Source organism: Sorangium sp. So ce590 (assembly GCF_051521365.1).
Taxonomy (GTDB): Bacteria; Myxococcota_A; Polyangia; order Polyangiales; family Polyangiaceae; genus Sorangium.
On record NZ_CP150346.1, the window covers coordinates 544,027 to 556,453 of the forward strand.

Annotated in this window: 10 protein-coding genes and 1 tRNA gene; 10 read left to right on the forward strand and 1 reads right to left on the reverse strand. The window is 72.5% G+C overall.

Annotated elements, in window-relative coordinates:
• The first annotated feature begins 12 nt into the window (after positions 1–12).
• From WMF28_RS02075 to WMF28_RS02120, 10 genes are all read left to right on the forward strand, one after another.
• A complete protein-coding gene (locus WMF28_RS02075; RefSeq protein WP_437600334.1) occupies positions 13–336 on the forward strand; it encodes a DUF2325 domain-containing protein in 324 nt (107 codons plus the stop codon).
• A gap of 17 nt (positions 337–353) precedes the next feature.
• On the forward strand, positions 354–1,373 hold the full coding sequence (locus WMF28_RS02080; RefSeq protein WP_437600335.1) for a sulfate ABC transporter substrate-binding protein: 1,020 nt from the start codon (positions 354–356) through the stop codon (positions 1,371–1,373).
• 57 nt (positions 1,374–1,430) lie between these two features.
• Complete coding sequence (gene cysT / locus WMF28_RS02085) at positions 1,431–2,276, forward strand: sulfate ABC transporter permease subunit CysT (protein WP_437600336.1); 846 nt, start codon at positions 1,431–1,433, stop codon at positions 2,274–2,276.
• The gene (cysW, locus tag WMF28_RS02090) at positions 2,276–3,178 is read left to right on the forward strand and encodes a sulfate ABC transporter permease subunit CysW (protein ID WP_437600337.1); all 903 of its coding nucleotides are present in this window, start codon (positions 2,276–2,278) and stop codon (positions 3,176–3,178) included. The genes cysT and cysW overlap by 1 nt, the downstream gene beginning before the upstream one ends.
• Positions 3,179–3,418: 240 nt before the next feature.
• Positions 3,419–4,237 carry a hypothetical protein gene (locus tag WMF28_RS02095; RefSeq protein WP_437600338.1) on the forward strand — a complete coding sequence of 273 codons (819 nt, stop codon included), beginning with the start codon at positions 3,419–3,421 and terminating at the stop codon, positions 4,235–4,237.
• 190 nt (positions 4,238–4,427) lie between these two features.
• Positions 4,428–4,499 (forward strand) — tRNA-Cys (locus tag WMF28_RS02100).
• A gap of 112 nt (positions 4,500–4,611) precedes the next feature.
• Positions 4,612–5,115: an N-acetyltransferase family protein gene (locus WMF28_RS02105; RefSeq protein ID WP_437600339.1), complete on the forward strand. Its 504-nt coding sequence runs from the start codon at positions 4,612–4,614 to the stop codon at positions 5,113–5,115.
• Between the two features lie 91 nt (positions 5,116–5,206).
• Complete coding sequence (locus WMF28_RS02110; RefSeq protein WP_437600340.1) at positions 5,207–7,813, forward strand: penicillin-binding protein 1A; 2,607 nt, start codon at positions 5,207–5,209, stop codon at positions 7,811–7,813.
• Between the two features lie 137 nt (positions 7,814–7,950).
• On the forward strand, positions 7,951–8,316 hold the full coding sequence (locus WMF28_RS02115) for a c-type cytochrome (protein ID WP_437600341.1): 366 nt from the start codon (positions 7,951–7,953) through the stop codon (positions 8,314–8,316).
• Positions 8,313–8,780, forward strand: coding sequence for a hypothetical protein (locus WMF28_RS02120; protein WP_437600343.1), 468 nt, complete (start codon positions 8,313–8,315; stop codon positions 8,778–8,780). Before WMF28_RS02115 ends, WMF28_RS02120 begins: the two co-directional genes overlap by 4 nt.
• 36 nt (positions 8,781–8,816) lie before the next feature.
• Here WMF28_RS02120 and WMF28_RS02125 read toward each other — a convergent pair whose 3' ends face one another.
• Positions 8,817–12,419, reverse strand: a complete 3,603-nt coding sequence (locus WMF28_RS02125; protein ID WP_437600344.1) for an AAA family ATPase — start codon at positions 12,417–12,419, stop codon at positions 8,817–8,819.
• Positions 12,420–12,427 lie beyond the last annotated feature (8 nt).

Genomic DNA, 12,427 nt, shown 5'->3' on the forward strand with positions numbered 1-12,427 from the left:
GGAGACGGCGCGATGCGGATCACCTGGATTGGTGGGTTGGATCGCAACCAGGCGCAGCTGGAGCGGATGGCGCTGCAGGCCGGGCACCATCTGGAGTTTCATACGGGCAACACGGGGGGCCGCGGGGCGGCCGAGCTGCGGGCGGCCATCGAGCGAGCCGATCTTGTGATCTTGCTCACCGATGTGAACAGCCATGGCGGCGTGCTGCTCGCCAAGAAGCTCTGCAACAAGCTCGGCCGCGCGGCCTTCATGGCGCGCCGCTGCGGCGCCTCGCGCTTCCAGCAGCTCCTCGACGCGCTCGCGCAGCGGGAAGCGCGGTTTTTGGCCACCGGATAACGGAGTGAGTACGACCAATGCGATGCTTGATCATGGCGCTCTGCTGCGTGCTTTCGCTGGCCGGGTGCTCGAAGAACGAGGCGGGCAAATCGGGCTCGGTGGAGCTCCTGAATGTCTCTTATGATCCCACGCGTGAGCTCTATGAAGAGGTGAACGCCGCCTTCGCGAAGCGCTGGAAGGAGCAGAGCGGACAGGACGTCACCATCAAGCAGTCGCACGGCGGCTCGGGCAAGCAGGCCCGCTCGGTGATCGACGGGCTCCAGGCGGACGTGGTCACGCTCGCGCTCGCCTATGACGTCGATGCGCTCGTGCCGAGCGGTCGTCTCCAGGAGGGGTGGCAGGCGCGCCTCAAGGACAACAGCGCTCCTTACACGTCGACAATCGTCTTCCTGGTGCGCAAGGGCAACCCGAAGGGCATCAAGGACTGGGACGATCTCGTGAAGGAGGGCGTCGCGGTCATCACGCCGAACCCGAAGACCTCCGGCGGCGCGCGGTGGAACTACCTCGCCGCGTGGGGGTACGAGCTGAAGCGAGCGGGCGGCGACGAGGCCAGAGCGAAGGACTTCGTCGGCCGTCTCTTCAAGAACGTGCCCGTCCTCGACACGGGCGCGCGCGGCTCGACCACGACGTTCGTCGAGCGTGGGCTCGGCGACGTCCTTGTCGCCTGGGAGAACGAGGCGCTGCTCGCGGTGAAGCAGAGCGGCAAGGACAAGTTCGAGGTGATCGTGCCGTCGATCAGCATCCTCGCCGAGCCTCCTGTCGCGGTGATCGACAAGGTGGTCGACAAGCGCGGCACGAGGGCGGCGGCGGAGGCGTACCTCAACTTCCTCTACACGGAGGAGGGGCAGCGCATCGCGGTGAAGCACTTCTACCGCCCGCGCCATCCGGCGGTCCTCGCGGCGGCCGAGTCGGAGGGGGCGTTCCAGAAGGTCGCGCTCTTCTCGATTGACGAGGTGTTCGGCGGGTGGCAAAAAGCTCAAAAGGCGCACTTCTCCGACGGCGGCGTCTTCGACCAGATCTACCAGACCGGCAAGTAAATTTCGGTGGCTCTCCTCTGGCGGCGACAGAGCGTTTTGCCCGGCTTCGGGCTCGCGATGGGGATCACGGTAACGTACCTGTCGTTGCTCGTGCTGGTCCCGCTGTCGATGATCTTCCTCAGGACAGCGACGCTCTCGCCCAGCGAGATCTGGGCCGTGGTGAGCTCTCCGCGCGCCATCGCCTCCTTGAAGATCAGCTTCGCCGCGTCGCTGATCGCGGCGGGCATCAACGCGGTCTTCGGCGTGCTCGTGGCGTGGGTGCTCGTGCGCTACAGCTTCCCGGGCAAGTCGATCGTCGACGCGCTCGTCGATCTACCGTTCGCGCTCCCGACGGCGGTCGGGGGCATCGCGCTCACGGCCATCTATGCGCAGCAGGGGTGGGTCGGCCAGTTCCTCTACCCGCTCGGGATCCAGAGCGCGTTCAGCCGTCTCGGCGTGGTCATCGCGCTCACCTTCGTGGGGCTCCCGTTCGTCGTGCGGACGGTCCAGCCGGTGATGGAGGAGCTCGAGGTGGACCAGGAAGAGGCGGCGGCGTCGCTCGGCGCGGGCCGCTTCCAGATCTTCCGTCGGATCCTCCTGCCGGCGCTCTGGCCCTCGATCCTCACCGGCTTCGCGATGTCGTTCGCGAGGGCGTTCGGCGAGTACGGGTCGGTCGTGTTCATCTCGGGGAACATGCCTTTCAAGACCGAGATCACGCCGCTCGTCATCATGACGAAGCTCGAGCAGTACGACTACGCGGGGGCGACGGCGCTCGCGCTCGTGATGCTGCTCTGCTCCTTCGTGCTCCTGTTCGTGATCAACCGGCTCCAGTCCTGGAGCGGCGCGCGCGTCTCGTCGCGGAGCCCGGTCGAGGCGCCGCGCGCGGCGCCCACGGGCCCGGGCGCGTCCGGGGTCGCGTCGTAATGGCGGGCGCGGCGGGCAAGCTGCGGGTGCGGTCGCGCGGGGCGGTGCGCGGCGCGACCTCCGAGCCCCCGCTTGTGCGCTGGGCGCTCACGGCGGTGGCGCTCGCGTTCCTCGGGTTCTTCCTCTTCCTGCCGGTCGTGGCGGTGTTCATCGAGGCGCTGAAGGACGGCCTCTCGGGCTACTGGCGGGCGATCACCGCGCCGGACGCCGTGGCCGCCATCGAGCTGACGCTCACGACCGCGCTCATCGCGGTGCCGCTCAACCTGGTCTTCGGCGTGGCCGCGGCCTGGGCGATCGCGCGCTTCGAGTTCACCGGCAAGAGCCTGCTGGTCACGCTGATCGACCTGCCGTTCGCGGTCTCGCCGGTGATCTCCGGCATGATCTTCGTCCTCCTGTTCGGGGCGCACGGGGTGATCGGCCCCTGGCTCATGGAGCACGACATCCAGGTGATCTTCGATCGCCCCGGGATCATCCTCGCGACCACGTTCGTGACGTTTCCCTTCGTCGCGCGCGAGCTCATCCCGTTCCTGGAGAGCCAGGGGGCCGACGAGGAGCACGCGGCGCTGTCGCTCGGCGCGAGCGGGTGGAGCATGTTCTTCCGCATCACCCTCCCCAACGCGAAGTGGGGTTTGCTCTACGGGGTGGTGCTCTGCAACGCGCGGGCGATGGGCGAGTTCGGCGCGGTGTCGGTCGTCTCCGGCCATATCCGGGGGCAGACCAACACGATGCCGCTGCACGTCGAGGTGCTCTACAACGAGTTCCACTTCTCGGCGGCGTTCGCTGTCGCCTCGCTGCTCGTCCTTCTCGCGCTCCTCACGCTCGTGGTGAAGCGCCTGATCGAGCACCGGGCGCAGCGCGAGATCGGCCCGGAGCTCGAGAAGGCGAACGCCGGCGCAGGGTGACGCGCCCGCGCGGTAGACAGCAGATCTCGGCGCTCCGCCCCGGGTGAGCGCGGCGACAGGCGCGCTGTCGGGCTGGGTCTTTCCGCCGAGCAGGAAGGCGGGGAGAGGCGCTTGAGGATCTTCATGCCTTCCCGCCTCGATGGGAGGCCTCGCCGGGCGAGCGATAGCGAAAGGCGCCGTCGGGCTTCGCCCAGCTTGCGATGGGCCGCCTGCGCTCCAGGTTGGAGCGAGGGGGGCACCATGCGGTTCTTTGAAGCGATTGGGCGTGCGATCGGGGGAGCCCTGTCTCCTCTCGTCTGGCAGGGCAGCCTCGTCCGGGGAGCGAGGCTGTTCCATCCCGACGGCGTGGTTTACTGCGCGGGGGTGAAGGCGCTCGCGATGGAGGGCGAGGTCGGTGCGCTGGCGCAGCGGCTGGCGGGGCCGGCGCTGGTGCGGCTGTCGGGCGGGATCTGGCGGTGGCGGGGCGGCAAGGGCGAGCGCCGCCCGGACGTGCTGGGGGTCGCCGTGCGCTTCCGGACCAGCGAAGAGGTGACGCCGACGGCGAGCGCCGGCGATCAGGATCTCATCTTCCTGAGCGCGCGCCGATTGTCGCTGCTTCCGATCGCCATCTTCACGACGAGGAGGCGTGATTTCCTGGACAACGATTACTACGCGCAGCTGCCGTTCGACGTGGAGGGCTTCGGTCGCGCGAAGTTCCGCCTGGTGCCGCTGCGCGCATCGACGACGAAGGGCAATCGCCGGGAGAAGCTGGAGCGCGCTGCGGCGGCGGGGCTCGCGCTGCTGCGGCTCGAGATCAGGCGCGGGGGAGCGCGCGCGCGCTGGATGGCCGTGGCCGATATCGAGCTGTACGAGCCGGTGGACATCGACCAGAACACGCTTCGCTTCAACCCGTTCCAGACGGGGAAGGGGATCGTGCCGCGCGGGCTGCTCCAGGCGACGCGGCTCGCGACCTACGCGGCCAGCTACCTCGGGCGGACGCTCGGGGCACGGGCACGGGCACGGGCACGGGCACGGAAGCCGGGGGCGCGGGGGGAGCGGCGGAGCGAGCGGGAGCGGTAAGGGGCGTATTCCGGGGGGCGGAGGCCGGCTCGAGGCTCGAGGAAGCCGGGAAGCGGCAGGCCTCCGCCGGCTCACGGAGGCGAAGCGCCCGTAAAGGCCGCCCGGGCGCATAAATGCGGGTGAGGGCGGCGGTGAAGGCGTTGACAGCTGGGTAGAAATGAGGCATGACCTCCCGCCGCTTCGAACAGTCGGTGAGGTAGCCAAGTGGTTAGGCAACGGTTTGCAAAACCGTTATACGCGGGTTCGAATCCCGTCCTCACCTCCGCAAGGATGACAGTCCGGCCTGCGCGCTGAAACAGCCCCCGAGGGGGCGAGCGAGGAGCGGTGGGCCAGGCTGGAGCACGAGCGCCGGCGACGGGATCCCCGGAAGGCTCATGATTCGCCTCCTGACCCCGGCCGACGAGCCTTTGCTCTGGGAGATGCTCTACCAGGCCATCCATGTCCCGGAAGGCAGCCCGCCGCCTCCGCGGGACATCGTGCACCGGCCCGAGCTCTCCAGGTACGTGCAAGGCTGGGGACAGCTGGACGATCTGGGCGTCGTGGCGCTCCAGGAGGGCGAGGCCGCAGGCGCCGCCTGGCTCCGGCGGCTCACCGGCGCGCTGCGAGGGTACGGCCACGTCGACGACGAGACCCCGGAGCTCGCGATCGCGCTCCTGCCCCAGCACCGGGGACGAGGGCTGGGCACTCGGCTGCTCACCTCCCTGCTGGACACGGCACGGAACCGTTATCCGGCGATCTCGCTGAGCGTCTCGCCGGACAACCCTGCAACTCGCCTGTACCGGCGCCTTGGATTCATCGACGCGGGCCGGAACGGCACGTCGCTCACCCTGGTGCTGGCGCTCTCGGCTCAGCGAGGCTCAACCCCGGTGCGGCCGTAATCCAAGCCGGCGTCCGGCTCGTGATACCGTGGCGCGTTCGGAACACCTCACCTGCGCCGTCATGGCGCTGCTGACCCCGGCGCGCTGACTCATGGCCTCGGATCCCCCGCGACGACCCGCCGTGCTGCCCCAGGCGCCCGGCCTCCAACAAGGGCCGAGCGCCCGCCCGGCCCCGCTGGAGCCCACGCTGCCGTACGACGCAGGCGCGGCGAGCTCCGACCCGACGCCGAGCGAGCGCGCACCGACGCGGCGCTGGTCGCCCCAGCACGCCGCGCCGACGCCGCCCGCGCCGGGGAGCCCGCCGGCGGCACCGCCCTCGGCCGGGCACCCGCTGCGGGCGCGGGCCGCCGCGGCGCTCCGCGCGGCCCTCGCGGCGCTCCGCGCGGTCTTCCAGCGGAAGCCCCACGGCGCCAGACCCAGGCCGCCGCTCCGCCCCCAGCTCGTCCGCTGGGGCAAGCGGCTCGCGATCGCCCTCGCTTGCCTGGCCGTCGCCGCGGTCATCGCGTTCTTCCTCGTCGTCCGGCACTACGAAGCCGAACTGCCGACAACGGCGGAGCTGAAAAATTACAGTCCGCCGCAGGTGACGCGGTTCCTCGCGCGCGACGGCACGGTGATCGGCGAGCTCTTCGTCGAGCGCCGGACCCTCGTGCCCGTCACCGAGATCCCGCCGGCGATGAGCCTCGCGGCGCTCGCCGCCGAGGACGCCAGGTTCTACAAGCACGACGGCCTCAACTACCTCGGCATGCTCCGCGCGCTGATCGTGAACCTGCGCTCCGCGGAGGCGCGCCAGGGCGGCAGCACGATCACCCAGCAGGTCGTGAAGAACGTCCTGCTCACGCACGAGCGCACGCTGGACCGGAAGATGCGCGAGCTGCTCCTCGCCCGCCGCATCGAGCAGGAGCTCACGAAGGACCAGATCCTCGAGCTTTACCTGAACCACATCTACTTCGGCCACGGGCGCTACGGGGTCGAGGAGGCGGCGCGGTTCTACTTCGGCAAGAGCGTCCGCCAGGTGACGCTCGCCGAGGCGGCGCTCCTCGCGGGCATCGTGAAGGGGCCCTCCATCTACTCGCCGCGCGTGAACCAGGGGCGCGCCGAGAAGCGCCGCGCCTTCGTGCTCGGCCAGATGCGCGAGAAGCGCTTCCTGCCCGCCGCGCAGATCGACGCTGCCCTCGCGGAGCCGATCCACCTCGCCCCCGAGCCGGAGCACTCGGACGAGCTCGCGCCCGAGGTCCTCGCCGAGGCCGAGCGCGCGCTGCGAAAGGCCGTCGGACCCGAGGCCAGGTACGGCGGCTACACGGTCGTGACGTCGATCGATCCGAAGATGCAGGCCGCCGCGCGCGCGGCGGTGCGCCAGAACCTCGACGCCTACGCCGCGCGCCACGGCCTCGCCGCGCCGTTCGCCCGCGCCAAGGGGGATCCGGCGCCGTTCCAGGGCGCCCCCAGGGACCCGAACCGCGCCTACCTCGGCGTCGTGACCGGCGCCGACGACGCGCGCGGCACGCTGGCGATCCGCGTGGGCACGGCGCAGGGGACCGCCGACCTGCGCAAGGAGCGCCGGTACAACCCGCGCGGGCTGCCGCCCAGCCGCTTCGCCGAGATCGGCAAGGTGCTCCGCGTGCGCTTCGCCGGCGAGCCCGAGGCCGGCAAGCTGCGGCTGGACCTCGGACCGCAGGGCGCGCTCATCGCGCTGGACGCGCGCACGCGCGAGATCGTCGCGCTCGTCGGCGGCTACGAGGGCGCGCGCGGCGGGCTCGATCGGGCGAGCCACGCGCACCGGCAGCCGGGCTCGACGTTCAAGGCCATCGTCTACGGCTACGGCATCCACGCGCGCAAGCTCACGGCCGTGTCGATGCTCGAGACGAACCCGGCGGCGCTCGAGGGCTACAAGCCCGGCAACCACGACGAGAGCGAGGGGCAGAGCCCGAAGCGCCTGCGCGAGGCGCTCGCGCACAGCGTGAACGTGGCCGCGGTGTCGGCGCTCCGGGACGTGGGCCCCGAGGCCGTTGTCGCGTGGGCGCGCGAGCTCGGGATCACCTCGAAGCTCGGCGCCGACCTGTCCCTCGCGCTCGGCTCCTACGAGGTGACCCCGCGCGAGATGGCGGCCGCCTACGCGACGTTCGCGGCGGGCGGCGCGTACCAGGAGCCCGTCCTCGTGACGAAGATCACGGGCCCGCGCGGCGAGGCGCTGCCCGTGCCGGCGCGGCCCCCGCCGCGGCCGGCGATGACCGCGGCGGAGGCGTACATCACGACGGACCTGCTCACGTCGGTCGTCGAGGTCGGCACGGCGAAGCAGGCGCTCTCGCTGCGCCGGCCGATCGCGGGCAAGACTGGCACGACGAACAGCGCGAAGGACGCGTGGTTCGTCGGCTACTCGACCGACATCGCGTGCGCCGTGTGGACCGGCTTCGACGACGCCACGCCGCTCGGCGCGCGCGAGGCGGGCAGCAGCGCCGCCCTGCCGGCCTTCATCGCGTTCATGGACAAGGCGCACGCGGGGCGGCCGGCGACCGACTTCCCGGAGCCGCTCGGGATCGTCCGCCTCGAGATCGACCCGGAGACGGGCGGCCTCGCGATGCCCGGCCAGGAGAACGCGGTCGAGGAGGTGTTCCTCGAGGGCACCGAGCCGGTCGGCGTGGCGCTGCCGGACCCGGCCGCGATCGGGCAGGGGATCCTGGACCTGTTCAAGACGCAGTGACCGCCGTGGCGTGCCGTGCGCCTCCTCGGGCTCCCGCGCTGCGGCCTCGAACGAGCTGGTCGGGCGCCCTGGCGAGCCCTGCGTCACAACGTCGCGTTACCCGGGCCCGCGGGCGCGCTATGTTCCGGCCCGCCCGCATGACACGGTCGCCGATCCTCGCCGCTCTGCTCCTGCTCCTGCTCGTGGCCGCGTGCAAGGGGCCGGCTCCCGACGAGGGGCTCGCGCTCTCGCCGCGCGCCGCGAAGGGCAAGGCCCTGTTCTCCACCCTCTGCGCGGCCTGTCATGCCCCCGCCGCCAAGCTGGTCGGCCCGCCGCTCAGCGAGATGGCGGCCCTCTATGCGACCGACCCCGAGGGCATCGTCCGCTGGGCCGTGACCCCGGGCCGCAAGCGCACGGACGTCCCTCCGATGCCCAGCTTCCGCGGCGTCCGCGAGTCGGACCTCGCCGACGTGGCGCAGTACATCATCGAGGCCGGCACCGCGGCCGGAAAGCAGCGTCCATGATCTACTCGTTCGTCCTCGTCGTGCACTCGTGGCTGCGCTGGGCCGTCCTGCTGTTCGGGCTGGCCGCGCTGGTGCGGTCGGTCCAGGGCTGGACCCAGCGGAGGCCGTGGACCGAGACGGATCGCAAGATCAGCGCCGCGTTCGTCGGCTCGCTCGACACCCAGCTCCTCCTCGGCCTCCTGCTGTACGTCGTGCTCAGCCCGCTCCGGCCCACCTCGATGGCCGCGCTGAAGGCCGCGATGCCCATCGCCGCGCTGCGCTTCTTCGCCGTCGAGCACATCTTCACCATGATCGTGGCGGTGGCGGTCGCCCACGTCGCCTTGAGCCGGGCGAAGCGGGCCGCGGATCCCACGGCGCGGCACCGGCGCATGGCGCTCGGCGTCCTCTTCACGCTGCTCATCGTGCTCGCCGCCATCCCCTGGCCGTTCCTGCCCTACGGCCGCCCGCTGTTCCGGCTGCCTTGAGGCGCCGGGTCGAGGTCGCTCGGAGAGGCGCGCCGGCTACGCGACGTCCTCCCGGCTCATCCTGAGCAGCCACAGCGGCGCGAGCGCCTGCGACAGGCTCCTCACCAGCGCCGCCTCGGCGTACCCCATCGCGTAGTCCTCGATCTCGATCGGCGCGGCCCTGCCCGGGCGGCCCGGCGGGTCGAACCGGATCCTCCGCACCACCGGCAGGAGCGCCGCCGGGTTCGGCGGGAGCGCGCGCCCGTGCCGCGCCGCCTCGTCGAACGCCGCCTGCCGCTCGAGGTGCTCCCGGACCGCGGTCGCCGGCGAGAGGCCCGGCCGGGCCGGCAGGACGCGCACCCGCACCACCTCGGGGCCGCGCGCGAGCGACGTCCAGACGTGCGCGCCGGTCTCGAGCTCGAAGAAGTCGAGCACGCACAGGCCCACGACGCTCAGCACGAGGAGCTCCGCCCCGCCCGTGAGCATCGCGTCGAGCCCCGCCGTCCCGCGGCCCTGCGCGATCGCGGGCGCGTGCCGATCCTCGGAGGGCGCGCGGCCGGAAGGCGCGCCCGCCCACCCCTCGACCTCGCCCCCCGCCTCGCTGTACGCGCGCGCGAGCGCCTCGAAGAGCCCCTCCTCCCGCGCGCCGCCCGGGCCGCCGGCCGGCCCCTCCTCGAAGTGCGCGGCGCGGAGCAGCTCGATCAGGACCGCGTGCTGGCCCGGCTCGTCCACCTTGCGGAGCGCGCGCCGGAGCGCGTGGCCCTCGGCGATGCACTCCAGCACCTCCTGCTTCGCCAGCCGGGGCAGCGGGCCCGGCAGCTGGCGCCGGTGGAAGAGGCGCACCCGGGAGCGATTCCGCTCGTCCTCCCCCAGGGTCACGTAGCCGAACCGCCGCATCTCAAGGTCGAGCTGCTGCTGCTCGTCGTCGTCGCCGCTCCGCCGCCGGACGAGCTCGATCCGCTCGCGGAACGCCTGGATCGCGCCGCGCATCGCGTCGAGGTTGTAGACCGCCTCCGCGTGCTCGTGCGCCTCGGGCCCCTCCGCGGTCCGGCCGTGCTCCGCGAGGTGGTAGCGGATCCGCGCCGACAGGCGCGCGAGGCCGTCGCCGCGCTCGAGGTCGTCGACGAACTCGAGCAGCGGCGAGAGCTCCGCCGTGAGCGCGTCGAGCGGCCTCGTCATGAGGGGCGCGAGCGCCCACGCCGCGGCCGCGGGCTCGGCCTCCTCGAGCGCCTCGCGGTGCAGCGCGAACGGGGGCGACGCGGCGCCGTCGCTCCCAGCGGGCATGGAGGTCGTGAAGATGCGGAGCAGCTGCATCGCGGCGGGCGCGCCGCGGGTGAGCGCGTCGCTGAGCAGCGAGCCGATCTCGTCCTCGATGAACCGCTTCACCGAGCGGGCGCCGTCCTCGGCCACGAACGCCTCGCGCGCGATCCGCTCGGCCACGCCGGCGCCCCGGCGCACGAAGACGCTGCGCTCGGCGAGCCCGCGCCGGCAGAGCAGCCGGTCGAGCTCCTTCTCGGCCACCCGCACCGCCACCTCGGGCGTCAGCGGCCGGAACGGCACGACGCGATCGATCCGGTTGAACAGCTCGGGCGGGAAGAACTCGCGCACGGCCCGCGCGACCTCCTGGGCCGACTCCTCCGCCATCGCGAGCGCCCGCGCCTCCGGGAGCCCCGCGCCGCCGAAGCCGACGCCGAAGCCGACCAAGGAGCGCGCGCGCGAGCCAAGGTTGGAGGTCATCACCACCACCGCGTGGTTGAAGTGCGCGGGCCTCGCCGCCGCGTCGGTGAGCCGGCCGTCCTCGAAGAGCTGGAGCAGCAGGCTGTGCACCGACGGGTGCGCCTTCTCGATCTCGTCGAGCAGCACCAGCGAGAACGGCTGCTCCCGCACCCGCTGCGTCAAGAGCCCGTCGGGCGCGTAGCGATCGCCGATGAGCCGCGCCGGCGCGTCGGGGCCGCTGTGCTCGCTCATGTCGAAGCGGAGCAGCCGCGACGCGCTGCCGTAGATGAGCTCCGCCATGCACTTGGCGAGCTCGGTCTTGCCGGTCCCCGTCGGCCCGGTGAAGAGGTACACCCCGTACGGGCGCCGCGGATCCATGAGGCCCGCCTTGATGCGCGCCACGAGATCCGCCGCGGCGCGCACGGCCTCCGGCTGGCCGATGACCCGGCGGCCGAGCTCCTCCTCCAGCGCGCCGGCGTCGAGCGGCTCGTCGCCGCCGAGCAGGAGCCTCGGCACCCCGGTCTTCTGCGACAGGAGCCGGAGCACGTCCTGCGACGCGACCGGCCGCGGCGCGTCGCCGCGCGCCGCCGCGTGCTCCCCGGAGGGCGAGGGGCTCCCGCCCGCGCGGACGACCTCGCGCAGGAGATCCATGGCCTTGCCCGGCAGCGCCTGCGCCGACAGGAGCGAGCCGCCGAGGTCGAGGATCGTCCGCAGCACGTACGGGCTCACGCGGGCGGCGTGGCGCTGCTCGAGGGCGCGGACCTCCCGCACCATGAGGCGGAACGTCTCGGAGGGGGTCGCCTCGGGGAGGAAGAGCGGCGTGAACAGGGCCGCGAACGAGGGGGCGTCCTGCTCGAGGAGGCGAAACGCCTCGGGGGAGCACTCCCCGACCATCACGATCTCGCGGCGGGAGAGCGGGCCGCGGAAGAAGTCGGCGAGCGAGCGCTCGCTCTCGCGCGACCTCCCGATCCGGCCGAAGTGCTGGATGTCGTCGACGACGAGGATCGCGCCCCGGCTGCGCGCGTCCTCGACGAGATCGACGCCGCGCTTCTCCCAGTCGCCGAGGTGGCTCATCCCGGCGATGAGCCTGCGGCCGCTCACGGCGACGACGTCGCGCGCGCGGTCGAGGTTCTTGTGGGCGCCGTACCCGTCGGCCTCCAGCAGGTCGACAACCGCCCGGTGGATCAGGGTCGTCTTGCCGCACCCCGGCGGGCCGATGACGAGGACCGGCTGGGCCCGGCCCGCGCCGAGCAGCAGCGCGAGCTGCTCGCGCTGCGGCGACCGCGGCACGCCCGCGTCGAGGCCGCCCTGGGCCGCGCGCTGGGTGAGGCTCACGCCGAGGCTCGGCAGGACCTTCAGGCCGCGGCGCTTCTTCCAGCGGAAGGCCGGGTCGGCGCCTGTGTCGTCGTCGCCCGGTCGATCCGGCAGATCCGCGAGCGCCGAGCGCGGGGTGCACGAGAACGACAGCGCCGTGATGCGCTCCTTGCCCTGGCTCCAGAGCCGCGCGATCTCGTCGTCGTCGAGCCCGGCCCACGCGACCTGGAACAGCGCGCGGAGCTGCTCATCGAGCGGGAGATCGTCGCGGATGGGCGCGGCGTCGCCCTGCCGGGTGGGGTGGTAGGCGAAGACGATGCGCTCGCGCTCCGAGGCCCAGCGCGGCTCGAGCACGACGGGGCAGAGCCCGCTCACCTTGCGGCGCTCGCCGGCCCCGGAGAGCGAGAGCTCGAGGCGCACCTTCTCGAGCCGGAGGCCGCGCGGCATCTCGATCCGCGCGAGCTGCGCCGCGCGCGCCTTCTCGAAGAGGGGCCTGAGCTCCTCGATGAGCAGGCGCCGGACGCGCTCCGGGTGCCGCCCCGCCCGCGATCGCGTGCTCGGGCCGAGGCCGAGCGTCACGCACTCGACGTTCGTGGTCCGGCGTTCGAAGAGCGGGATCGTGAAGTGCACGGCTGCAG

Coding starts and splice junctions, on each gene's coding strand:
- cysW (WP_437600337.1), top strand. CDS start 2,276: ATGGCGGGCGCGGCGGGCAAGCTGCGGGTGCGGTCGCGCGGGGCGGTG.
- WMF28_RS02105 (WP_437600339.1), top strand. CDS start 4,612: ATGATTCGCCTCCTGACCCCGGCCGACGAGCCTTTGCTCTGGGAGATG.
- WMF28_RS02110 (WP_437600340.1), top strand. CDS start 5,207: ATGGCCTCGGATCCCCCGCGACGACCCGCCGTGCTGCCCCAGGCGCCC.
- WMF28_RS02115 (WP_437600341.1), top strand. CDS start 7,951: ATGACACGGTCGCCGATCCTCGCCGCTCTGCTCCTGCTCCTGCTCGTG.
- cysT (WP_437600336.1), top strand. CDS start 1,431: ATGGGGATCACGGTAACGTACCTGTCGTTGCTCGTGCTGGTCCCGCTG.
- WMF28_RS02120 (WP_437600343.1), top strand. CDS start 8,313: ATGATCTACTCGTTCGTCCTCGTCGTGCACTCGTGGCTGCGCTGGGCC.
- WMF28_RS02075 (WP_437600334.1), top strand. CDS start 13: ATGCGGATCACCTGGATTGGTGGGTTGGATCGCAACCAGGCGCAGCTG.
- WMF28_RS02095 (WP_437600338.1), top strand. CDS start 3,419: ATGCGGTTCTTTGAAGCGATTGGGCGTGCGATCGGGGGAGCCCTGTCT.
- WMF28_RS02080 (WP_437600335.1), top strand. CDS start 354: ATGCGATGCTTGATCATGGCGCTCTGCTGCGTGCTTTCGCTGGCCGGG.